The 22,065-nt window shown below is 66.3% G+C and carries 29 protein-coding genes; 16 read left to right on the top strand and 13 right to left on the bottom strand.

The genetic code is table 11. The annotated features are described in order from the left end of the window. Positions 1-21: 21 nt before the first annotated feature. Entirely contained in the window at positions 22-1,068 is a 1,047-nt protein-coding gene (locus NATOC_RS04685; protein ID WP_015320274.1) for a phytoene/squalene synthase family protein, read from the bottom strand. Between the two features lie 163 nt (positions 1,069-1,231). Here NATOC_RS04685 and NATOC_RS04680 point away from each other — a divergent pair, with 163 nt between their 5' ends. After that, positions 1,232-1,867 carry an SDR family oxidoreductase gene (locus NATOC_RS04680; protein WP_015320273.1) on the top strand — a complete coding sequence of 212 codons (636 nt, stop codon included), beginning with the start codon at positions 1,232-1,234 and terminating at the stop codon, positions 1,865-1,867. An 89-nt stretch (positions 1,868-1,956) separates the two neighbouring features. Further along, positions 1,957-3,102, top strand: coding sequence for an acyl-CoA dehydrogenase (locus NATOC_RS04675; RefSeq protein WP_015320272.1), 1,146 nt, complete (start codon positions 1,957-1,959; stop codon positions 3,100-3,102). A gap of 9 nt (positions 3,103-3,111) precedes the next feature. Here the strand turns inward: NATOC_RS04675 and NATOC_RS04670 are convergent, their stop codons facing one another. From NATOC_RS04670 to NATOC_RS04660, 3 genes are read right to left on the bottom strand one after another with little or no spacing between them, the layout of a single operon-like run. Beyond that, complete coding sequence (locus NATOC_RS04670) at positions 3,112-3,321, bottom strand: hypothetical protein (RefSeq protein WP_015320271.1); 210 nt, start codon at positions 3,319-3,321, stop codon at positions 3,112-3,114. Positions 3,322-3,341: 20 nt separating this feature from the next. Then, positions 3,342-3,638: a PadR family transcriptional regulator gene (locus NATOC_RS04665; protein WP_015320270.1), complete on the bottom strand. Its 297-nt coding sequence runs from the start codon at positions 3,636-3,638 to the stop codon at positions 3,342-3,344. Between the two features lie 31 nt (positions 3,639-3,669). Further along, the gene (locus NATOC_RS04660; RefSeq protein ID WP_015320269.1) at positions 3,670-4,602 is read right to left on the bottom strand and encodes a DUF3267 domain-containing protein; all 933 of its coding nucleotides are present in this window, start codon (positions 4,600-4,602) and stop codon (positions 3,670-3,672) included. An 87-nt stretch (positions 4,603-4,689) separates the two neighbouring features. On the opposite strand from NATOC_RS04660, the gene NATOC_RS04655 reads away from it, so the two are divergent. The 5 genes from NATOC_RS04655 (at position 4,690) to NATOC_RS04635 (ending at position 8,864) form a co-directional block, all read left to right on the top strand. Next, entirely contained in the window at positions 4,690-4,980 is a 291-nt protein-coding gene (locus NATOC_RS04655) for a DUF7111 family protein (RefSeq protein ID WP_015320268.1), read from the top strand. A gap of 134 nt (positions 4,981-5,114) precedes the next feature. Further along, complete coding sequence (locus tag NATOC_RS04650; protein ID WP_015320267.1) at positions 5,115-6,548, top strand: heme o synthase; 1,434 nt, start codon at positions 5,115-5,117, stop codon at positions 6,546-6,548. A 50-nt stretch (positions 6,549-6,598) separates the two neighbouring features. Beyond that, the gene (locus NATOC_RS04645) at positions 6,599-7,246 is read left to right on the top strand and encodes a thioredoxin domain-containing protein (RefSeq protein ID WP_015320266.1); all 648 of its coding nucleotides are present in this window, start codon (positions 6,599-6,601) and stop codon (positions 7,244-7,246) included. 121 nt (positions 7,247-7,367) lie between these two features. Next, positions 7,368-8,144, top strand: coding sequence for an endonuclease/exonuclease/phosphatase family protein (locus NATOC_RS04640; protein ID WP_015320265.1), 777 nt, complete (start codon positions 7,368-7,370; stop codon positions 8,142-8,144). 69 nt (positions 8,145-8,213) lie between these two features. Continuing rightward, on the top strand, positions 8,214-8,864 hold the full coding sequence (locus tag NATOC_RS04635) for a phospholipase D family protein (RefSeq protein WP_015320264.1): 651 nt from the start codon (positions 8,214-8,216) through the stop codon (positions 8,862-8,864). 59 nt (positions 8,865-8,923) lie between these two features. On the opposite strand, the gene NATOC_RS04630 is transcribed toward NATOC_RS04635, so the two are convergent. The 4 genes from NATOC_RS04630 to NATOC_RS04615 form a co-directional block, all read right to left on the bottom strand. Then, entirely contained in the window at positions 8,924-9,934 is a 1,011-nt protein-coding gene (locus NATOC_RS04630) for an aldo/keto reductase (protein ID WP_015320263.1), read from the bottom strand. Between the two features lie 52 nt (positions 9,935-9,986). Then, positions 9,987-10,376, bottom strand: a complete 390-nt coding sequence (locus NATOC_RS04625; protein WP_015320262.1) for a type II toxin-antitoxin system VapC family toxin — start codon at positions 10,374-10,376, stop codon at positions 9,987-9,989. Next, positions 10,373-10,618, bottom strand: a complete 246-nt coding sequence (locus NATOC_RS04620; RefSeq protein WP_015320261.1) for an antitoxin VapB family protein — start codon at positions 10,616-10,618, stop codon at positions 10,373-10,375. The genes NATOC_RS04625 and NATOC_RS04620 overlap by 4 nt, the downstream gene beginning before the upstream one ends. A gap of 127 nt (positions 10,619-10,745) precedes the next feature. Next, on the bottom strand, positions 10,746-11,699 hold the full coding sequence (locus tag NATOC_RS04615) for a TIGR03557 family F420-dependent LLM class oxidoreductase (RefSeq protein WP_015320260.1): 954 nt from the start codon (positions 11,697-11,699) through the stop codon (positions 10,746-10,748). A gap of 158 nt (positions 11,700-11,857) precedes the next feature. Between NATOC_RS04615 and NATOC_RS04610 the strand changes: the two genes are divergently transcribed. From NATOC_RS04610 to NATOC_RS04600, 3 genes are read left to right on the top strand one after another with little or no spacing between them, the layout of a single operon-like run. After that, on the top strand, positions 11,858-12,793 hold the full coding sequence (locus NATOC_RS04610) for an ABC transporter ATP-binding protein (protein WP_015320259.1): 936 nt from the start codon (positions 11,858-11,860) through the stop codon (positions 12,791-12,793). Beyond that, positions 12,790-13,563, top strand: coding sequence for an ABC transporter permease (locus NATOC_RS04605; RefSeq protein WP_015320258.1), 774 nt, complete (start codon positions 12,790-12,792; stop codon positions 13,561-13,563). The genes NATOC_RS04610 and NATOC_RS04605 overlap by 4 nt, the downstream gene beginning before the upstream one ends. Before the next feature lie 40 nt (positions 13,564-13,603). Then, entirely contained in the window at positions 13,604-14,845 is a 1,242-nt protein-coding gene (locus NATOC_RS04600; RefSeq protein WP_015320257.1) for a cytochrome P450, read from the top strand. Between the two features lie 43 nt (positions 14,846-14,888). On the opposite strand, the gene NATOC_RS04595 is transcribed toward NATOC_RS04600, so the two are convergent. The 4 genes from NATOC_RS04595 to NATOC_RS04580 form a co-directional block, all read right to left on the bottom strand. After that, on the bottom strand, positions 14,889-15,422 hold the full coding sequence (locus tag NATOC_RS04595) for a hypothetical protein (RefSeq protein WP_015320256.1): 534 nt from the start codon (positions 15,420-15,422) through the stop codon (positions 14,889-14,891). Positions 15,423-15,496: 74 nt separating this feature from the next. Beyond that, positions 15,497-16,096: a DUF420 domain-containing protein gene (locus NATOC_RS04590; protein WP_015320255.1), complete on the bottom strand. Its 600-nt coding sequence runs from the start codon at positions 16,094-16,096 to the stop codon at positions 15,497-15,499. Positions 16,097-16,146: 50 nt separating this feature from the next. Continuing rightward, the gene (locus NATOC_RS04585) at positions 16,147-16,518 is read right to left on the bottom strand and encodes a helix-turn-helix domain-containing protein (protein WP_015320254.1); all 372 of its coding nucleotides are present in this window, start codon (positions 16,516-16,518) and stop codon (positions 16,147-16,149) included. 79 nt (positions 16,519-16,597) lie between these two features. Continuing rightward, positions 16,598-16,795 (bottom strand): DUF7560 family zinc ribbon protein, encoded by a 198-nt coding sequence (locus tag NATOC_RS04580; RefSeq protein WP_015320253.1) that lies wholly within the window; start codon positions 16,793-16,795, stop codon positions 16,598-16,600. 117 nt (positions 16,796-16,912) lie between these two features. Here NATOC_RS04580 and NATOC_RS04575 point away from each other — a divergent pair, with 117 nt between their 5' ends. Further along, positions 16,913-17,560, top strand: a complete 648-nt coding sequence (locus NATOC_RS04575; RefSeq protein WP_015320252.1) for a helix-turn-helix domain-containing protein — start codon at positions 16,913-16,915, stop codon at positions 17,558-17,560. A gap of 54 nt (positions 17,561-17,614) precedes the next feature. Beyond that, a complete protein-coding gene (locus NATOC_RS04570; RefSeq protein ID WP_015320251.1) occupies positions 17,615-18,079 on the top strand; it encodes a pyridoxamine 5'-phosphate oxidase family protein in 465 nt (154 codons plus the stop codon). A gap of 55 nt (positions 18,080-18,134) precedes the next feature. Here the strand turns inward: NATOC_RS04570 and NATOC_RS04565 are convergent, their stop codons facing one another. Next, positions 18,135-18,272: a DUF7560 family zinc ribbon protein gene (locus NATOC_RS04565; RefSeq protein ID WP_015320250.1), complete on the bottom strand. Its 138-nt coding sequence runs from the start codon at positions 18,270-18,272 to the stop codon at positions 18,135-18,137. Between the two features lie 211 nt (positions 18,273-18,483). Here NATOC_RS04565 and NATOC_RS04560 point away from each other — a divergent pair, with 211 nt between their 5' ends. The 4 genes from NATOC_RS04560 (at position 18,484) to NATOC_RS04545 (ending at position 22,039) form a co-directional block, all read left to right on the top strand. After that, positions 18,484-19,137: a helix-turn-helix domain-containing protein gene (locus NATOC_RS04560; RefSeq protein WP_015320249.1), complete on the top strand. Its 654-nt coding sequence runs from the start codon at positions 18,484-18,486 to the stop codon at positions 19,135-19,137. An 82-nt stretch (positions 19,138-19,219) separates the two neighbouring features. Next, positions 19,220-20,101, top strand: a complete 882-nt coding sequence (locus NATOC_RS04555; protein WP_015320248.1) for an HpcH/HpaI aldolase/citrate lyase family protein — start codon at positions 19,220-19,222, stop codon at positions 20,099-20,101. Positions 20,102-20,173: 72 nt separating this feature from the next. Next, positions 20,174-21,430 carry a Glu/Leu/Phe/Val family dehydrogenase gene (locus NATOC_RS04550; protein ID WP_015320247.1) on the top strand — a complete coding sequence of 419 codons (1,257 nt, stop codon included), beginning with the start codon at positions 20,174-20,176 and terminating at the stop codon, positions 21,428-21,430. Between the two features lie 84 nt (positions 21,431-21,514). Further along, a complete protein-coding gene (locus NATOC_RS04545; protein WP_015320246.1) occupies positions 21,515-22,039 on the top strand; it encodes a DUF2062 domain-containing protein in 525 nt (174 codons plus the stop codon). Positions 22,040-22,065 lie beyond the last annotated feature (26 nt).

Genomic DNA, 22,065 nt, shown 5'->3' with positions numbered 1-22,065 from the left:
ACCGCGGCACGGGTCGGGCCGTCAGTGGTGGAGCGGCTTCTCGGCCATCTCCTTGCGGAGCTCCCGGAGCTGGGCCCGGGAGACGCCGTCCTCGAACTGCTGGATGACCGCGAACACTTCCGCGCGCGAGATCTTCACGTCGCCCTCGCGGACGACGTCCTCGGGTCGTTCCTGGAGCTCGCGCATCGTCCCGACCGCGAGCAGGTAGGGAATCGCCCACGCCGAGAGCCGGTTGCCGTGACGCTCGGGAACGACCTCGAGATAGCGGTGGGCGTCGTCGAGGTACTGCTCGGCGCGACCGGTCACTCGCTGGATGACGTTGGTAACTCCACTCTGGTTGTCCGCGGCGGTGACGGCGTCGACGTCGACGTCTTCCTCGGCGAGCCACTCCGCGGGGAGGTAGACGTTATTCTCCTCGTGATAATCGTTCTCGACGTCCTTGGCGATGTTAACGAGCTGCAGGAGGAGGGCGAAAGAGCGGGCGTTCTTGCGCATCTCCTCGGCCCGGTCGGGCGAGGCGCTGCGGGCGACCAGCCCCGTGATGAGGGTGCCGACAGTGCCGGCGGCGTACCAGCAGTACTCCTCGAGCTCCTCCAGGGTCTGGAGGCGCAGTCCACCCTCGTCGGCGTACCGGTCCGTGAACATCGCCATCCCGTCGACGAGCTCCCGGACCGGGTCGCGCATGATCTCCCGGGGCTCCTCGTCGATCGCCTCGAAGGTACGCAGCACGCGGGGCGTCTCGGCGACGACCTCCCAGTCGGCGTCGGGATCGTCGGGGATCCAGGGCTCGACCTCGGCCATGAACGCCTCGGCTTCGAGGGAGTCGGCCGGATCCAGCAGGCGATCGTACGCGTTCAACAGTTCGGTCTGGGTCTCGGGAGGGATGTGACCCGCGTCCTCGATGGTGTCGGCGACGCGACAGAGGAGATAGCCGAGGCAGATATGTCTCGCCATCGGCTCGTCGAGGCGCTCGATCGTGATCGAGAAGGTCCGCGAGACCCCGTGCACCGCCTCGTAACACCACTCGAGGTCGGTACCGAGGTTTGTTTCAGGCTGGCCCGTTGTCATCTACTCGATATCCTTTCGTTTTCATCCCGGAAAAGCGCCGCGGTCGCGGCGCGTTGTTCCGTTTGGGACGTCCCGACGAACCGATCGTTTCGGTTCGCACGCCCTGTCAATCCCGGCGTCAAACGGGCCAACAGTTTCCCGTCTCGCTTGTGAAGTCGGAACGATGACCGTACTGATTGCGGGTTCTCACGGACAGGTCGGCCGACACGTTACGGAACGGCTCGCCGAGAGCGATCGCGAGGTTCGGGCGATGGTTCGCGACGACTCCCAGGTCGAGGAGATGGAACAAACTGGCGCGACGGCGGTGGTCGCGGACCTGACCGAGTCCGTCGACCACGCGGTCGAGGACTGTGACGCCGTCGTCTTCGCCGCCGGCTCGGGCGGCGAGGACGTCTTCGGCGTCGATCGGGACGGCGCGATCCGGCTGATCGACGCCGCGGCCGAGGCGGGCGCCGACAGGTTCGTGATGCTCAGCTCGATGGGCGCCGACGACCCGGAGGCCGGCCCCGAGCCGCTCCGGGACTACCTGATCGCGAAGGCCGAGGCCGACGAGTACCTCCGGGGGAGTCCGCTCGATCATACGATCGTTCGACCAGGAGAGCTGACGAACGAACCCGGCACCGGCGAGATCCGGGTCGGCTCGGACCTCGAGCTCGGCTCGGGCGATATTCCCCGCGAGGACGTCGCCGCCGTCCTCGTCGCCGTCCTCGATCGCGACGCCCTGGTGGGGGAGACCTTCGAGCTCCTGTCGGGCCAGGAGCCGATCGAGAGCGTCCTCGATCGGCTCGGCTCGAGCTAACGGGGGAACTGCGACCGGACCGTGCGTCGAGACTGCCGCCCGGTCGGTCAAGAGACAATCATAAATAATCAACCTCGCAATATTCGCGTATGGAGTTCGCACTCTCGGCCGAGCAGCGCCAGATTCGGGATATGGTCTCGGAGTTCGTCGACGAGGAGGTCGTCCCCGTCGCGAGCGAGATCGATCACGACGACGAGTTCCCAGCTGACCTCGTTGACGAGATGGCCGAGCTGGGCCTGATGGGGATGCCGTTCCCCGAGGAGTACGGCGGCGCCGGACTGGACTATCACTCCTACGCGATCGGCCTCGAGGAGATCTCGCGGGGCTCGGGCGGCCTGGGAACGGTCGTCGCCGCCCACACCTCGCTTGCGGGCAACATGCTCTACGAGTTCGGTGACGAGGCCCAGAAAGAGGAGTACCTGACGCCGCTGGCGGAGGGTCGCGACGTCGGCGCGTTCGCGCTTTCGGAGGCCGGCGCGGGTAGCGACGTGCCCGCGATGGAGACGAGTGCAAAAAAGAAGGGCGACGAGTACGTCCTCGAGGGCGGCAAGCTCTGGATCTCGAACGGGTCGGTCGCCGACACCGTCACCGTCTTCGCCAAGACCGACCCCGACGCGGGCAACAAGGGCATCTCGTCGTTCGTCGTCCGTCCCGAGGAGGACGACGGGTTCATCGTCGAGGGCACCGAGGAGAAGCTCGGCGACAAGGGCTGTCCCACCGCCGAACTCCGATTCGACGACCTCCGAATTCCGGAGGACCGCCTGCTCGGCGAGGAGGGCGAGGGGTTCGTCCAGGCGCTGAAAACCCTGAACGGCGGCCGGATCACCATCGCGGCCCGCGGTGTCGGCATCGCCCGCGCGGCCTTAGACGAGGCCCGGGAGTACGCCACCGAGCGCGAGCAGTTCGACCAGCCGATCGGCGAGTTCCAGTCGATCAAACACAAGCTCGCGGACATGGACACGAAGATCCAGGCCGCGAAGCTGCTCATGCACAAGGCCGCGGACAAGAAGATCCGCGGCGAGGACTACATCAAGGCCTCGGCGCAGGCCAAACTGTACGCCTCCGAGGTGAGCCGCGAGGTCGCAAACGAGGGGATCCAGATCCACGGCGGCTACGGCTACACGAAGGACTTCCCCGCCGAGCGGTTCTACCGCGACGCCAAGTTAAACGAGATCTACGAGGGGACCAGCGAAGTGCTGCGCAACACGATCGGGGAGCAGGTCCTCAACGAGTAGCCAAAAGCGCTACTCGGCGCTCGGTTCGGCCTCCGCGTTCCCGTCGGGAGAACTCATTGCGTAGGGGATCAGTATCGCGCCGATCATCACGGTACCCAGACCCGCAGCAAGCAGCGCTGCCGGAGCGAACACAGTAGCGATACCGAACACAGCGCCCGTCAGGAGGACCAGCAGCAGGACGATCGCGTTCAGCTTTCGGTGCAGTCGTCGGTCGGTCATAACGGCACATTCAGCCGATATTACATGTCTTTTTCGGGGGTCCCTTCGAGACACTCCCGCACCCACTCGCCGTGGTCGCGGACCCGCTTCTTGCCCGCCTCGGTCAGCGCGTAGACGTCGTGGAGACCTTCCGTCCGCTTCTCGACGAGCCCGGCGTCGACCAGCGCCGACAGGGAGCCGTAGAACGACTTCGGCTCGAGCCGATCGTCGTAGTGGGACTCGAGCCGGGACTTGAGCCGCTGGCCGCGCAGTTCGTCCTCGGCCGCAAGCAGGAAACAGATATCCCGACGGCGACCGCTCCGAAGCCACTTGCTCATACCGGAGCGTCGACCTGGATCCGTTCGAGCGTTACGGTTTCCCGAGGACGTCCCAGACGGTTCCGACCAGCGCCCAGACGAGCCCGCCCCCGACCGCGAGGACCGTGAGGGGGCCGGCCCCGATCTCGAGAACGACGACGCCGGTGTGGAGTTCGTGGCGAAGCAGGGTCCACGGGCCGACGTCGACGACGACGGTTCCAGTGCCGACCGCGAGCGAGCGAAAGACCAGCCCGCTCAGGAGCGCCGCGAGCGCGACTGCGACGACGGCGGTTCCCGCGAGCGTCCGTGAGAGGAAGTCGGCCAGGGGTCGTCGCCGATTCTCGACGGTGTCGTTGGGATCGGATTCGGAGTCGGGAGCGTAGATACCGAACCCGCGGGCGTTCGGCCGCGGATGTTCGCCGATCCGAACGTCCGCGGGGTGCCGCCAGAGCGCGAGCGCCATCCAGAGGTCGCCGACCGAGCCGGCGGCGTTGACCGCCAGCGGAACGATCCAGACCGGAGAGGGGAAGATCGCCATCGCGACGATGCCCCCGGCGGTCCCGATCGCGAGGGGTGCCAGCAGCACGGCAAGCAGCTGGTTGCGCCCGTAGCTCGCGTCGCCGCGGGCGTAGGCGTAGGGAAAGATCAGGGAGACGCCGACGCCGTAGGACGGCGCGTCGCCGTAGCGGGCCATGAACAGCCCGTGGAGGAGCTCGTGGGCGACGACCGAGAGCAGCCCCAGTCCGACGGCGCCAAGCAGGAGCCGCCCGCTCGAGAGCGCGTCTGCCGAGAGGACGATCGGCTCGAGACTGGTTCCATAACTCGCGGCGAGGACGGCGCCGAACGCGTAGACCGACGCGAAAAAGCCGACGACCGAGACGAGGACCAGCCCGGCGGCGACCGACCGCGTGAGCCGGACCGTCTCGATCGGCTCTTCGACGGCGTCCTCGTCCGGTGTGACTCCCTCCGACGTCGCGGCTGCCACGGTTCACTTTCGCGGGAGTGCGGGCAAAGGGGTGTCGGTGTCGCCGAAACCGACAGCTTCCCGGTGGTCGGCCTTCGAGCAACGGGTATGACCGACGAGGACCGAACCGCCGAAGCCGACGGGATCGCCGCCAGCTACGAGGAAACCGACGGGGAGCGACGCCTCTCGTTCGAACGGACCGACGGTGCCGGGGGCACCGCGACCGTCGCCCAGAACCTCGAGGGGTACGCGATGTTGAAGGTGCGACCGACGCCGGACGGTGACGAACTCGAGCGCTACTACGGGTTCGACATGGCGCTCGATCACGTCGGCGAGCTGCTGGGGGTCTCGCCGCACAAGCTTCCGATTCCCGATGCGGCCGCCGATATGGGAATGTGACGTCGGGGGCTTCGACGCGGCGCCGACTGGAGATGTTCGGTTCCCCGATCGCACGTTCCGGGGAGCGGGGATCGCGGGCGGGAAAAGCGGGAACCCTAAATACGCCGAGTCGAACGGTGTAGACGAGAGTAGCCGTGGCAACCGACTCGTTCCCCCGTCCGATTCGAACGCGGCGTCGCTTCTCAGCACTGCTTGCAGCGACCGCGCTCGGCGTCTATCTGCTGTTGATCATCGGTGCCACGACCTCGATCACGAACGCAGCCACGTCGTGTTCGACGTGGCCGTTCTGTCACGCGCCGGTCGATCCCCTGAGCCAGACCGACCTGGCGATCGCCTGGGGTCACCGGATTGCCGCCGTCGTCGTCGGCCTGCTCGTGGCGGCGTCCACGGTCGCCGCCCTGCTCGGAACCGCCTCGGGCCGGGTTACGGCAGCCCTGCTCGTCGGCGCCGTCCTCTACGTCGTCCAGGTTGGGGTCGGCGCCGCGACCGCGACGCTGGGTCCGGCCGCGATCGTTCCCGGCCTCCACCTCGCGCTGGGCGTCGTGATCTTCACGGCGATCGTCCTCGCGCTGGCCTGGGACCTCGAGCTCGCGACCGGCAGCGAGGACGACGCCATCGAGTCGCCCGACCCGATCGATCCCGAGCCGACCCCCGAGGGCGGCCGAACGCTGCCCGAGAGCCGCCTCGCCCGCGCCCGTCTGACCGCGTTCGCGTACTTCAAGATGATGAAGCCGCGGCTGATGTGGCTGCTCTGTCTCGTCGCCGCGGCGGGGATGGCCCTGGCCGCCGGCCCCGCGCTCGACGCCGCGACGATCGTCGCCACGCTCGGCGGTGGCGTCCTCGCGATCGGCGCCTCGGGAACGTTCAACCACGTCCTCGAGCGGGACGTCGACCAGAAGATGTCCCGCACCGCGGATCGGCCGCTGGCGACCGAGCTGGTTCCGGTTCGCAACGCCTTGCTGTTCGGGTTTTTCCTCTCGGCGGCGTCGATGGCCGTCTTCCTGACGATCAACACGCTGGCGGCCGCGCTCGGGCTGGCCGCGATCGTCTTCTACAGCGTCGTCTACACGCTGTTGCTCAAGCCTAACACCGTTCAGAACACAGTCATCGGCGGTGCCGCAGGCGCGCTGCCCGCACTGATCGGCTGGGCCGCAGTCACCAACGAGATCGGCCTTCCAGCGCTCGCGCTTGCGGGTGTCATCTTCCTCTGGACGCCGGCGCACTTCTACAACCTCGCGCTCGCGTACAAGGACGACTACGCCCGCGGCGGGTTCCCGATGATGCCCGTCGTCCGCGGCGAGACCGAGACCCGGAAACACATCGTCTACTACATCGCGGCGACGCTCGCCGGAACCGTGGCGCTGGCCTGGATCACCGGGCTTGGCGCACTCTACGCGGCGACGGTCGTCGTCTTCGGCGGGATCTTCCTGTGGACCGCCGTCCAGCTTCATTTCGAGCAGACCGAGGACGCGGCGTTTCGCTCCTTCCACGCCTCGAACGCGTTCCTCGGGGCGGTGCTGGTCGCGATCCTCGTCGACGCGCTCGTGGTGACGACGCCGCTGTTCTGAGCGAGTCGAAACGTCACCGATAACAGGGCCGACTACCTACGTTCGGGCGAATGAACCGCCGTTCGTTTCTCACGTTCACTGCCGCGACCGGCTCGGTCGCGCTCGCGGGGTGTACGGCGCTGTTCGGCGCGTCGCTCCCCGACGAGCTCGACGGCGTCGATCCCGACCCCGACCAGCTGTCGACGCCGACGATCGGTTCGAACGACGTCAGTATCGACGTCTACGAAGACCTCGCCTGTCCCAGCTGCCAGGAGTTCCAGGCAACGGTCTTCCCCGAGCTCGAGGCTCGCGTCCTCGACGACGAGACGGCGACCTACCGCCACCACGACTTCCCGCTCCCGGCCGACGAGGAGCGCTCGGTTCCGATGGCAAACGCCGCCCGCGCGGTCCAGGCGGCGACGGGAACCGACGACGAGCCGAGCGGGCAGTTCTTCGATTACAAGGGGCTCGCGATGGACGCGGGGACGCCAGGTGACGAGGAGCTGGTCGCCATCGCCGAGGCGGAGACCGACGTCGATCCATCGATCGTCGCGGACGCCCTCGAGGAGGGGACCTACTACCCGACGCTGGCGGCCGAGTGGGAGGCTGCTGACGATCGCGGGATCGACCGTACGCCGACGGTGTTCGTCAACGACGAGGAGGTCGAGGATCCGCTCGACGCCGACGAGATCGTCGCGATGGTCGAAGACGCCGACTGAGCCGAACTGTCACTGTCACGGTGTAGTCCCGAGACGGTTCGCGCCGAGCGAAAAGCGGTGAAACGCTCATATCGGTCCAGTGCTAATGCGCGATATCTGGCTCTCGGCCAGTTCGTCTCGCATGAAGATCCTCACTTGTAACGCTGGCTACCTGCTTGGATACCAGAACGTTCTCGGGGGGTACGTCCCGCCGCCGATAACCTCGCTGCTCGGTGATACCGAAATCGAACGCCGGAAGCTCGAGCAACTCGTGTCGATCATCGACCGCGAGCGACCCGACGTGGTTTCGCTGCTCGAGGTCGATCGGGGCTCTCACCGGACGGCTACGGACAGCCAGTTTCGGACGCTCGTTGAGTCACTTCGCGAGCGGAATCTCTCCTACGAGGGCGCCGCTGCGAACAAGTACGGCGAGGGAACGATCGTGGAGTCGCTGCCGTTTTACAGTCACCTCGGCAACGCGGTCCTCTCGCGGTTCGATTCGGCGGTGTCGACACACTACCTCGCCACCGGGCGAAAACGGCTTGTCATCGAGGCTGACCTCGGCGACACCGTCCTGTTCGCGGTTCATCTCTCGCTCGGCGCGCGAAGCAGAGCCCGCCAGCTCGACCAGCTCTCGGAGCTAATCGCGCGCCGAACCGACGACCGAGACGTCGTCGTTACCGGTGATTTCAACACCTTCGCTGAGAACGGTGCGCTGGCCGACTTCACCGACCAGACAGGACTCGAGCTTCGCGTTCCCGGCGAAACCGTTCCGTCGCGGCCGCTCGACGACCTGTTCGTCGACTCGCGCAGCCTCGATTTGTTCTGCTGTTCACCGTCGATCGACGTCAAGCGGTGTGACGTCCTCGACGTACAGCTGTCCGATCACCGACCGATCGTCCTCGAGACGACCGGCTAACCGCTTCCCGGGGAGCTGAAACGATACCGATATTTCAATAGTATCGGAAGTAAAAATACCACTAGTGGTATGATCGAAGCCGAATCGAGTGTCGGCATTCTAGCGACCGACTCCTCCGACCGACGGTTTCAGGACGCTCTCTCCGAGCTGTTTACCGGCAACGGGACGATCTATCTGGTCAGCGGCTACTTCACCTATCAGGGATATCTCTCGATTCGCGATGACATCGTTTCGTTTCTCGAGCGCTCCAGAGACAACGAGCTGATCGCGATCGTCGGTCCCGCGTCGGACCAGTTCTCGGCCCGGATCGCTCACGATCTCTGGTCGTTCGACGACCACGATCAGGTACAGCTGTACAAACAGCCGAAGGGACTTCACGCGAAGCTCTACCTGCGCGACGGCCCGAACCCGACGTGTATCGTCGGCTCCGGAAACATCACGCAGGTCGCCTTCGAGTACAATATCGAACTCAACGTCGAGCTGACGCGATCGAGCATCGATCACCCGGATCTCCGGCCGTTTTACGAGTGGCTCGAGGACGCGGTCGCGGCGTCTCAACCCCTGCGGCGGCGCGATATCTTGGGCCCCGTTCAGATCGGAAGCTCGTTCGTCAACTGGTCGAACAAGGCGCGGCTACTCCCGCTTCGAAACGTTGCGCTCAGGGTCGTCCCCGTCTTGCTCCTCGTCGTGTTGCTCGCGAGTGTCTTTCGCTTCGTTTGAACGCTCGTGCTCGTTTCCACGGATGCAGCGCGAAGGCCTACGACTCCGGTTTGAGGAGGTTAGTCCTTAGTGGCCGTCCGTGCCGCGTCGATCCGTTCGAACTGCTCGTCGCTGAGCTCGAGTTCGACCGCGCCGACGTTCTCCGCGAGCTGATCAGGCGAGCGCGCGCCGACGATCGGGACGCAGGTAAAGCGGTCCTGCTCCACGAGCCAGCGCAGCGACACCTGCGCAGGGGAGGCGTCGAGCTCGTCGGCGACGTCCTCGACGGCCTCGAGGACGTCCCAGGCGCGGTCGGTCGCGTACAGGTCCTCGAACATGTCGTCGAGGGCGCCCCGCGAGCCGTCGGGCGCCTCGACGCCGCCGTCGTCGGTGCGCTCGTACTTGCCCGTCAGGAACCCGCCAGCCAGCGGCGAGTACGGACAGACCGCAAGCTCCTGGTCGGCACAGACGTCGAGGTAGTCGCCGACGGCGTCGTAATGTGTGGCGTTGACCATCGGCTGGGTGACGTCGAACCGCGCGAGGTCCTCGGCGTCGCTCGTCCACAGCGCCTTCGTCAGCTGCCAGGCGGCCATCGTCGAGGCGCCCAGGTAGTGGACCTTTCCCTCGCGGACGAGCTCCGTCAGCACCGCCATCGTCTCCTCGATCGGGGTGTCCTCGTCCCAGCGGTGGATGTAGTAACAATCGAGGTAGTCGGTGCCGAGCCGCTCGAGGGTTCCCTCGATCTGGGCGCGGATGTGTTTGCGGCCGAGCCCGGAGTCGTTCGGCCCCGGCTCGCCCCGACCGTCGAACGGGAAGTAGACCTTCGAGGCGAGGACGACGTCCTCGCGGTCGATATCGCGGTCGGCGAGCCACTCGCCGATCCACTGCTCGCTGGTGCCGTTGGGATCCCCGTAGACGTTCGCGGTGTCGATGAAGTTGATGCCGTGGTCCCAGGCCGCATCGAGCAGCTCGCGGGCCTCCTCGTGGTCGGTCTCGTTCTCGAGGTCGCCCGTCGAGCGGCCGAACCGCCAGGTACCGAAACACAGCTGCGAGACGGTCGTGCCCGTGTTACCGAGCGTCGTGTACTCCATGCTCGAGGATTTCACTGGAGCGGTAAAACGGATTGGGCTGCGAAAGTTCGATCTAGTAGGTCAAGATATCGAGCTCGTCGATCCGATCGAAATGATCGACGTTGTTCGTCACGATGGGAACGTCGTGAACGAGCGCGGTCGCAGCGATCATTACGTCGGGATCCTCGATCGGTGTTCCTGCTCGGCTTAGCGTCGCGTTCAGTTCGCCGGCGGTCATCGCACAGTCGCGATCGAACGGGAGTTCGCGGACGTCGGTGAGCAGGTTTTCGACCGCCGTTTGCTCGCGCTCGGACGCGCTCGAGCGGTGAATACCCTCCCAGAGTTCCATTACGGTCACCGTACTCACGTGCGCAGAGCCGGCCGAATCGATCCGTTGGACGGTCGTTTCCACCTCCTCGTTTCCCCGAAGTACGTCGATGAGAAACGACGTGTCGAGTATCATTCGAAGGCGTCCGCGATTCGCTCGACACGAGCGCGGCGGTCTTTCGTCCGCTCCGCTCGTCGGTCGGTAATGATTTCCTCGAGTTCGTCCGCCGTCTCGTCACTCAGCGCACCGTAGTACTCCTCGAGAGTGACGCCATCGGTCAGTCGGCGTACGACGTCACTGAAGCTCTCTCCCTCCCTCTTTTCGGCTTTGAGTCGTTCGTAGGCGTCGTCGGCGAGCGAGATCGTTTTCGTTCCCATCCCAAAACTGTGTACGTACGTGTACGCAAAATAGCTGTCGTCACCCGACCCAAAGGATCGGAAGTGAAGCGAGCAGCGGGACGGAACGTCGGTCGGCGACCCGACGGTCGGACACCTCGAACGCTCCTCAGAACGACGGCAGCACTTCCTCCTCGTAGAGTTCGATCGCCGACTCCTGGTCGGGGCCGACCTGGTGGTAGTGAACGTGGTCGTAGCCCGCGTCGATCGCCTGCTCGATGCTGTCGATGTGGTCTTGCGGGTCCGGGCTGGTCGTCGTCCCCGACTCGGCGATATCCTCCTTCTCGACCATCTGGGCGGCCTGTTCGAAGTGGGCCGGCATCGGGAGCTCCTGGCCGAGCTCGCCCGGAACCGAGCCGTTCGGCCAGTACTCGTAGATCGTCTCGACGGCCTCGTCCTCGGTGTCGGCGTAACAGCCGTGCAGTTGGGTGTACTTCGGCCCGTCGCCGCCGGCGTCCTCGTAGGCCTCCACCGGCTCCTCCTTCGGTCCGGAACACCAGAGCCCGTCGGCGTTGTCCGCGACCCACCGGGCTGTCTGGGGGCCGAACGCGCTCCCGATCGTCGTCGGCTGCTCGTCGGGGCAGGTGTAGAGGCGGGCGTTCTCGACCGTGTAGTGTTTCCCGTGGTGGCTCGTCGTCTCGCCGGTCCAGAGCTGTTCCATCACGTCCATTGCCTCGTCGAGCTTCTCCAGACGGACGTCGTGTTCGGGCCAGCGCTCGCCGGTGACGTGTTCGTTCAGGTTCTCGCCCGTGCCGACCCCGAACGTGAACCGGTCGCCGAACATCTCGTCGACGGTCGCGACCGCGTGAGCGACGTTGAGCGGATGGATCCGGGTCGTCGGACAGGTGACGCCGACCCCGACCTCGATGTCGTCCGTCGCGGTCGCGATCCCGCCCAGCGTCGACCAGACGAACGGGGACTCACCCTGGGCCGGCACCCACGGGTGGAAGTGATCCGAGATCGAGAGGAAATCGAAGCCGGCTGCTTCCGCCCGCTGTGCGATGGAAACGAGTTCGTTCGGCTCGTGTTCCTCGCTCGAGAGCGTGTATCCGAGTTGTACCATCTACCCGTGGTACCACGAACGTGCGTCTAACCGTTGGCCCTGCGAAAGCAAGAGGCGAGTCGCTTCCAAAAGCGCAAACGCAAACGCAAACGACTATCGTCGATCGCGTCGGTGCCGAAATCGAACCCCTTACGCCGGCCGCGCCGATAGCGATCCGCATGGACACCCCGGTCGTTGCCGAGGGACTCGAGAAACGATACGACGGGACGACGGCGCTGGCGGGCGTGACGCTGTCGGTCGAGCGCGGCGAGGTCTTCGCGCTCATCGGCCCCAACGGCGCGGGCAAGACGACCCTCGTCCGCGCGCTCACCGGGACGACCGACCCCGATTCCGGCGGCGCGCGCGTTCTGGATGCCGCGCCGACGGCCGTCGACCGCGACCGTCTGGGCGTGCTCCCGCAGTCGTTCTCGCCGCCGGGTCGGCTCACCGCCCGCGAGCTGCTCTCCTACTACGCGGGGCTGTACGACGACCACCGCGATCCCGAGACCGTGCTGGCTGACGTCGGGCTGGCCGACGCCGGCGACACCTGGTATGAGGACCTCTCGGGCGGCCAGCAGCGCCGGGTCTGTGTCGGCACCGCGCTGGTCAACGACCCCGACGTCCTCTTTCTGGACGAGCCGACCACGGGCATCGACCCTGCGGGTCGGCGGACCGTCTGGCGGCTGATCGAGGACCTGGCCGACGCGGGAACTACCGTCTTCCTGACGACCCACGACATGGCCGAGGCCGAGCGCCTGGCCGACCGCGTCGGGCTGCTGGCCGACGGCGAGCTCGTCGCCCGCGGGACGCCCGCCGGGCTGGTCGCCGACCACGCTGGCTCGAGCCGACTGACGATCGAGACGCCCGCCGAGCCGGCCGCGTTCGAGGACCTCCCGTTTCCCGTCGCGTCCCGGGACGGTGCGGTCGTCGTCCGCGAGGTCTCCCCCGCCGAGATCGGCCGCGTCGTCGACTACCTCGCCGATCGGGGGATCGACTACTCCGGGCTCTCGTGGGCCGAGCCCGACCTCGAGGACGTCTACCTCGAGCTGGCGGATCGGACCGAGCTCGAGCGGACCGACAGCGCGGGACTCGCCCCCGCAGGTGAGACGGCGTGAGCCGCCTCGGTCGCGTCCGCGCCGAGACCGCCGCGGGCTGGCGGGCCTTTGTCCGTCGCCGGACCGCGGTCTTCTTTACCTTCTTCTTTCCGGTGATCCTGATCGTCATCTTCGGCGCGCTGGTCCGGACTGATCCGGGCGGGGGCGGACTGTTCGCCGAGCCCCCGGCGTACTACGTCCCGGGTTATCTGGCCGTGGTCGTCCTCTTTACCCCGCTGTCGCGGCTGGGCAGCGAGGTCGCGCGCCACCGCGAGGGGAGTCGCTTCGAGAAGCTCGCGACGACACCCCAGACCAGAGCCGAGTGGCTGCTCGCCCAGACGGTCGTCAACGCCGTCATCATCGGGCTGGCGAGCCTGCTGATCCTCGCGCTCGTGGTGGTCCTGACGGGCGCCGAGATCGCCTTCTCGCCGCTGCTGGTGCCGTACATCCTCGTCGGCGTCGTCTGCTTCTGTGGCGTTGGCGCGATGCTGGGTAGCTACACCGACTCCCAGGACGGCGCCGTCGCCGCCAGCAACGCGATCGGGCTGCCGCTGCTCTTTCTCTCCGAGACGTTCATCTCGCTCGAGCAGCTGCCCGGCTGGTTCGAACCGCTCGTGAACCTCTCGCCGCTGACGTACTTCGCCCGCGGGGTGCGCGCGGCGACCGATCCCAACGCCGCGACGTCCGCGATTGCGGGGGTCGATCCCGCGCTGGCGAACCTCGGGATCCTCGCCGTCCTCGCGGTAGTCTTTTTCGCGCTCGGCGCCCGCTCGATCCCGACGACCGACTGACCACCCCGAACGTTTTGTCCGTCCTCGTGGTCCGGTACCCATGAGTAGCGCAGATCCACAGGGATTGCAGGTGTTTCCCGACGAGCTCGCGTCCCGAGAAGCGTGGCTCGAACCGTTCGACTGGTACCGACAGATGCGCGAGGACGCACCCGTCCGGTACGATCCGGACCGTCGAACCTGGGATGTCTTTCGGTACGCGGACGTCAAGCGCGTCCTCGACGACGACGAGACGTTCTCGGTGAACCCGCGGCTGGCCGACGACTTCCAGGAACCGGAGCGGCCCGAGGAGGGGCTGCTCTTCGAGACGATGCTCTTCCAGGATCCGCCCCGCCACGACGAGCTTCGCGGCGTCGTCGACGACGCGTTCGAACCGCGGGCGCTCCGGGAGCTCGAGCCCGAGATCCGCGAGCTGGCGATCGACCTGCTCTCGGATGCGCTTGCCGACGACCGGGGCGAACTGGACATCGTCGAGGACGTCGCGTACCCGCTTCCCGTCGTCGTCATCGCCCAGCTGCTCGGCGTCCCCGCCGAGGATCGCGACCAGTTCAAGCGGTGGTCGGACACGCTCGTCGAGTCCTCGAGCGCGGACGATGAGAGCGAAGCGTTCGCCCGGCGACAGCGGGAGGCCCAGATGGAGATGGCGAACTACTTCTTCGAGATGATCGCCGACCGCCGCGAGTCGCCCCAGGACGATCTCATGACGAAGATCGTTACCCGGGAGCTCGAGGACGGCTCCCGGCTCTCGGAGGAGGAAGCGCTCGGAACCTGTATGCTGTTGCTCATCGCCGGCAACATCACGACGACGAACCTCATCGCGAACGCCGTCCGCTGTTTCGACGCCCACGAGCTGTTCGACGATCTCCGCGCGGAGCCGGACGCGATCGGTCGAGCGATCGAGGAGGCGCTGCGCTACCGGGCCCCGGTTCAGGCGATGTCCCGCGTCGCGACCGAGGACGTGACGCTCCGGGACGCAGAGATCGAAGCGGGGGATCGGCTCGTCGTCTGGCTCGGCTCCGCGAACCGGGACGAACGGCAGTTCGAGGACGCGGACGCGTTCGTTCCCGACCGATCGCCCAACCAGCACCTCGCGTTCGGCCACGGGACCCACTACTGTCTGGGCGCGTCGCTGGCTCGCCTCGAGGCGCGGGTCGCCTTCGAGGAGCTCTGTGCCCGAACCGCGACGATCGAGACGGTCGACACCGATCTGCAGCCGGTTCGCAGTTCGCTGGTCTACGGCGTCGAATCGCTGCCGATCCGGTACGAGCGTGCGGCCGAGCGCTGAGCGGGTCGCGGACGGCGAGGATGAATCCCCGCCGGGCTGGCGTCTACATCCGATCGGAAAAGTCCCAGCCGTAGACGACAGCGGGTTCGATCGTGATCGTCACCTCCTCGCGATCCTCGCGCAGTAGCGTCCGTGCGAGCTCCGAGTCGGTGCCGCCGAGGTAGCGCTCGAGGAGGTCCCGCAGCACCGCCTTCTCGGGATCGGGCTCGATCGACGCCTCGCCCCGGCCGCGAACCCCCGCGTACGGCGGACGGTTCGTCGAGACCTCGAACGAGATTGCGGGGGTCTCCTGGAGGTAGTCGACGACGTTAGCCTCGGCCGAGGTCGCACACTCGAGGACCCAGCCGTCGTGTTCGTCGGCAGCTCCGTTCCCTTCGTCGTCTTCGGCGCTTCTGCCGTCGCCCTCGTCACCGCTGCCGTCGCCCGTCGGTCCCGTCTCGACGGTTCGTCGGCGATACCACAACGATACCATCCATGGGTGGTCCGCGGGGGTTCGACAGCCGAGTCTGATCGGAATCGATCGGTCGTCGAGAAACGCCGCGACGTCCTCGCGGGAGCGCGAGCCTCGGAGCTTCATACCGAGCGTACGGTCGCCGGGAATACCAAGCTACGCCCCGACGGTACGAGCCCGCGGCCACGGGGCGGACGCCCTCAGAGAATCGGAACGAGCATCGCGAACTCGTAGCCGTAGATGTGGTTGAGCATGAGGTAGGTGACGACGCCCAGCACGAGACTCAGGACCCAGCTTCCAGCGGCGATGCGGCCGACGCGTGCATGAGCAGTCTCCCGAAGTTCGGACGGGGTGTGGGTAAGGCCCAGGATCAGCGCGTACAACACGACCGGCACCGCGACGATCGAGAGCACGATGTGGATCGCCAGCATCGCGAGGTAGAGCTCGTACTCCGGGGAGGGGCCGACGAACTCCTTCGTCCCGCCCCCGCCGACCCGAATCAGGTAGACGACCAGAAACAGGATGATCGTCGCGAACGCGCCCGTCATCGCCGCGCGGTGTTTGTCGATCTCGCCCGCACGGATCCAGTACCAGCCGGCGACGATCAGTACGGTCGTCACGGAGTTGATCACCGCGATCGCGTGGGTGAACAGGTTGACCTGTGCGTTCGTCAGATCGGGGTAGATCGGAATGTCCGCGATGAAGGTTCCGATGACGAGTCCGTAGCCGACGACCGTCAACAGGATCGTTACGCCGATCGGCCGCTCTCGGAGTCGTTCTCTCGCGTCGGCGGTTGCCATCGTTCGAGGTTAGGAGCACCCGCCTATCTGTCTTGCCGTTTCGACGGCCGCTACGAGAGCTCCAGCGCGACCCCGTCCTCGCCGTCAACGGAGATCCGGATGCCGTCGACGCGCTGATCGTACTCGCTTGCGTGGCGGCCCGACTGACGGATCCGGAGCTTCTCCTCGAGCAGGTCGGCGTCCTCGAGCAGCTCGAGCTTGCGGTAGGTCGTCGAGAGCGGAACGTCACAGCGATCGGAGAGCTCCGAAGCCGAGAGGTAGGCGTCGCTGTCGCCGAGTTCCTCGAGAATCGTTCGGCAGTCGGCGTCGTTGAGTGCGGTGAGAATCGACCTGACGTCGTCTTCCTCGGAGACGATCCGCGGCTCGTCTGCGAGTGTCTCCGTCCTGTACGTTCGTGGCGTTCCCGTCAGCGATTGGCTCATACTACACCGTGGGCACTGGAGGGCCACCAGTGTGGACCACCGATATCAGGGCCCCTTTATAACCCCGTGCTATGGATGGTCACGCACGCTTGTGTTCGGCGTTCGCCACGCCGTCCTCTCGAGACGTCGCCGACTCCTGGTCGAACGCATCGTCGTCCACGTCCGTGCCACAGATGACACACCCGCTCTCGATCAACGCCTCACGCACGGATTCGGTGACCTCGATCGACCGGGTGCAGGCCGGACAGACGAAGCACACGGTTTCGGGGGGACTCATACTGCATACTACGACGACGTCCCATAAGGTACCGACTCTCGTTCCGAGGGCCTGGGAATATCGGCACTCGGCTACCCACTTTAAATATACCGTAGCTCGAAGCTGTCTGTAGTATCTATGTCGTCGGGAATTCGCGCCACCGTCACGATCGACTCCCCCGAAGCCTGCCCGATCGCGCGGTTTTCACGGGAAACCGGGACGACGATCGATCAGGTTTCGACGAGCGTCGCCTGCGGAACGAAGGGATCGACGACAGAGTTTCTGGCGGACGTCGACGTCGAGTTCGACGACGCGGTCACCGGTCCCGTCTTCTCGTACGGGACGACCAACCTCTATCGGTGTTCCCACGGCGAGGACAGTCACTGTCCCTGCGAGTGTCTGGGTGCGTACGACTGCCCAGTCCACCGCTACCGAGCGACCGACGGGGACGTAACGCTCGTCTTTCACGCCGACGGGTTCGACCAGCTCCAGGCGATCATGGACGAGTTCCGCGAGCGGTTTCCCGGCGTCGACGTTCGGAGTCTCCTCCAGCCGCCGCTGTCGGGGGCCCCAGAGGAGCGCGTGTTCGTCAACCGTGGGAAGCTCACGGACCGCCAGTACGAGGTCCTCGAGACCGCCTACGAGATGGGCTACTTCGAGCGGCCGAAACGAGCGAACGCCACGGAGATCGCCGAAACGCTCGGCATCTCCCAGTCGACGTTTACCGAACACCTCGGCGCGGCACAGCGAAAACTCCTTGGGGACGTCCTCGAGGCCGACGCGTAGGTGCAGTCGCAAGAACGGAAGTAGTTTAGTGTCCGGAAGCCACGAGATACGACAATGGCACTTGCCGAGGAGACCGAGATGACCGCCGACGAGATCGACGCGTTCCTCAGTCGCCACGAGACGGGTGTTCTGGCGCTGGCCGAGGAGGAAAGCGAGAGCCCGTACGCGATCCCGATTTCGTACGGCTACGACGCGGACCATCGCAGCTTCTACATGCGTCTCGTCTCGACGCCCGAAAGCGAGAAGCGGCGGTTCCTCGCCTCGTCGCCGAACGCTCGTCTCGTCGTCTACGAGGAAACCGACGGCGGGGAGACCTACCGGAGCGTCGTCGCGGTCGGTTCGCTCGAGGAGATCGATCCGTCGGAGCTCACCGCCTCCCACATCGAACAGTACGGCGAGGCGAGACGACCGCTGTTCGAGATCTGGGGTGACTCGAAAGAGAACCTCGATATCAAGCTCTACGAGTTCGAGCCGTCGGAGCTAAGCGGTCGACGGACCGAGATCGAACGAGAGGAGTAGCCGACCGTCCGTCGGTGATGCGTCTCGGTGTCGGTAATCCGACCCGCGGCCCGTCTCACTGTTCTGCGAAGTGTTCCTGCGAGACCGACGCGCCACAGACCGGACAGCCGTGTGACAGCGTCGCCTCTCGAACCGGCGTATTGACCTCGATCTGTTGCCCACAGTCCGGGCAGGTGAACTCGTATTCGGACATTCCTCGTGTGCTCCTGTAAACGCTGGCTCGCGGTAGGGAAGTCGTCGCCTCCAACATATCCGGGTAGGTTTAAGAGAATGTCGAGTTCGGCTCGAACCGCGGCCGCGGGGGACCGTCCGATCCGACCGCGTGGACCCGAAGCTCTCCCCTTCTTTTCATGGGATGGGAACCGACGGCCGAAGTAATGCGGGTCCGTAACGAACGATCGGGTATGAGTGGATTGTCTGCCACGGTCGTCCTTTCCGACCCGGAGAACTGTCCGGTCGCCCGCGCCACGAGCGCTACCGGTGAGTCGATCGAGGACGTTTCCCGGTCCTCGCCCGTAGGCGGGGAGGCACCACCGGTCGAAGAGTTCTCGATCGGGGGCGAGCCGACACCGCTCGACGACGAGGTGGTTGGGGTCGAGCTGTCCCGGATCTCCTCGAACGAACACGGCGACGTCTACCGGTTCGACCGACCGATCGACGACGCCTGTGCCTGCGAACTCGTCGAGGTCGAGGGAACGCCGGTCTCGTCGATCCGGGCCGAAGAAGGGGCGCTGTATCTGACCGTCCGCGCCACCGACGTCGAGACGCTGTCGGCGATCGTCGGGCGGCTCCGCGAGCGGTTCGACGGGGTCGAGCTCCAGCAGCTGCTGCGTACCGGCGAGGACGAGTCGGCCGACCTGGCGCTTGTCGATCGGAGTCAGCTGACCGACCGCCAGCGGGAGGTTCTCGAGACTGCCCACGAGATGGGGTACTTCGAGTACCCGAAGCGGGCGAACGCGGGCGACGTCGCCGCGGCGATCGGGATCTCACGGTCGACGTTCTCGGAACACCTCGGTGCCGCCCAGACGAAACTCCTCGACTCGATTCTGGAGGCCTGACTCCGTCGCGACGCCGCGGTCGGAGACGGGGCGACACGATCGGACCCCCACATTCACAGTGTCGGTCCGCACACACGCAGGTATGGTACGCCGAAGTCTGCTGTTTACGCCGGGCGACCGTCCGGAGATGCTCCGAAAGGCGCCCGACGCCGGCGCCGACGTGATCGTGTTCGACCTCGAGGACGCGGTCTCCCCGGGTCGCAAGGACGAGGCCCGCGAGGCCGTCCGCGAGGTGCTTGCCGACCCCACGTTCGAACCCGAGCCCGAGGTCTGCGTTCGGGTCAACGCCACGTCCGATGCGATCGAGCGCGATCTCGACGCGCTCGCGGGCGCCGACACCGACTCGCTTCGTCTCGACAGCGTCATGCTCCCGAAGGCGACGACGGCCGCGGACGTCCGCGAGCTGGCCGACGGCCTCGCCGAGCGGGGTCTCACCCGTCCCGTGCTGGCGCTGCTCGAGAACGCCGCGGGCGTGCTTGCAGCCCCGGAGATCGCCGCCGCCGACGCGACCGACGCGCTCGTCTTCGGGGCAGAGGATCTGGCCGCGGATCTCGGCGCGACCCGGACCCGGGACGGGACCGAGGTGTCTTACGCCCGCCAGCGGGTCGTCCTCGTCGCCGCAGCCCGCGAGGTCGAGGCGATCGACACGCTGGTGACCGACTTCGACGACGAACAGCGGCTGCGCGAGGACGCGGCCACCTCGGTGCAGCTGGGGTACGACGGCAAGCTCGCGATCCACCCCGCGCAGGTCGGACCGATCAACGAGGCTTTTACCCCCGACGCCAAGGACGTCGACTGGGCCCGACGCGTCCTCGAGGCCGCCCGTGAGGCCGACACGGAGGGACGGGGCGTCTTCGAGGTCGACGGCGAGATGATCGACGCGCCGCTGATCGCTCAGGCCGAGCGGATCCTGGAGCGAGCGGAGGTGTCGGCCGAATTCGACAAAGGACCTAAAACGTCCTAAAATATCTCAGACGCATTAAATTGTGACTGGTATTCGCTACGTTTATCCACCAGTCGCCGAAACATACCTCTTATGACCGGGCAGGCGAACCCATTCGAGAGTCTCCAATCACAGATCGACGAGGCTGCCGCCTACCTCGACGTCGACGACGACGTCCTCGAGCGGCTCAAACATCCCGAGCGCGTCCTCGAGACCAACCTCACCATCGAGCGCGACGACGGCTCGCTCGAGCGGTTCAAAGCCTTCCGCTCGCAGTTCAACGGCGACCGCGGCCCCTACAAGGGGGGGATCCGCTACCACCCGGAGGTCAACCGCGACGAGGTGAAGGCGCTATCGGGCTGGATGGTCTACAAGTGTGCGACCGTCGACATCCCCTACGGCGGCGGGAAGGGCGGGATCGTCGTCAACCCCAGCGACTACTCCGAAGCCGAACTCGAGCGGCTCACCCGTGCGTTCGCGAAAGAGCTGCGCCCGCTGGTCGGCGAGGACCGGGATATCCCGGCCCCCGACGTGAACACGGGCCAGCGGGAGATGAACTGGATCAAAGACACCTACGAGACCTTAGAGAACACCACCGAGCCGGGCGTCGTCACGGGAAAGAACCTCGCCAGCGGCGGCAGCGAGGGCCGCGTCGAGGCGACCGGGCGCTCGACGGTGATCGCGGCCCGCGAGGCCTTCGACTACCTCGAGAAGGACCTCGAGGACGCGACCGTCGCGGTCCAGGGATACGGGAACGCCGGCTGGATCGCGGCGAAGCTGATCGACGAGATGGGCGCGACCGTCGTCGCCGCCAGCGACTCTAGCGGCGGGATCTACAACGCCGACGGCTTCGACCCGGTCGCCGCGAAGGAACACAAAAACGAGACCGGCAGCATCGTCGGCTACGAGGAAAGCGAGGAGGAACTCACCAACGAGGACGTCCTGACGCTGGACGTCGACCTGCTGATCCCCGCGGCCCTCGAGAACGCGATCGACGCCGACCTCGCCGAGGACGTCTCGGCCGACGTCGTCTCGGAGGCCGCCAACGGCCCGCTCACCCCGGAGGCCGACGCCATCCTCGCCGAGGACGACGTCTTCGTGATCCCGGACATCCTCGCGAACGCCGGTGGCGTCACCGTCTCGTACTTCGAGTGGGTCCAGAACCGCCAGCGGTTCTACTGGTCGGAAGAGAAGGTCAACGAGGAGCTCGAGGACCACATCGTCGACGCCTTCGACGCCCTCGTCGAGACGATCGAGGAGAACGACATTCAGAACCCCCGGACCGCAGCGTACGTCGTCGCGATCGAGCGGGTCGCCGGCGCCTTCGAGGAAGCCGGGAGCTTCCCCTGATCACCGAGGACATCGCCCCGTGTTGAGACTGGTAGACGCGCGTCGATATCCTTTTGTCCGGCCGGACGGACCGATCCACAGAGCGTGATCCGAGAACGGCTCGCCCGGTACCGCGACCGCGTCCGCGGGAAGCTGACGACCGCTTTCCGCGAGGAACATACGCCCCACGAGATTGGACTGAGCTTCGCGATCGGCATTCTCGTGACGGCGCTTCCCTCGGGCGGGCTCGGCGTCGGCCTGCTCGCCGGGCTCGCGGCCTGGAAGTCCTGGATCAGTAAGGCCGCCGTCGTCGCCGCCATCGCCGTTCTCAACCCCGTCATCAAGCCGGCCGTCTACGTCGCGAGCTACCAGCTCGGCGGCGTCGCCCTCGGAACCGGCTCGCTCCGCCCGGACGAGACGACCGCGGCGCTCGCCGAGGGCTCGCTCACCGAGGTCGCCGGCGCCGCGATCAGACAGCTGCTCGTCGGCAACGTGCTGATCGCCGTGGTGCTGTCGATCTCGAGCTACGCGGTCGTGACGCGGCTGACGCGGGCCCACCGGGAGCGTGTCGAGGAGCGTACCGATCGTTCGACGGCCTCGGCCGTCCTCGGACTGTTCCGACGTTTTTGATTCGATCGACGCGACTCGACGGCGGT

Origin of the sequence: Natronococcus occultus SP4 (genome assembly GCF_000328685.1) — an archaeon.
GTDB lineage: Archaea > Halobacteriota > Halobacteria > Halobacteriales > Natrialbaceae > Natronococcus > Natronococcus occultus.
This window is presented reverse-complemented; position numbering and strand designations above follow the sequence as displayed.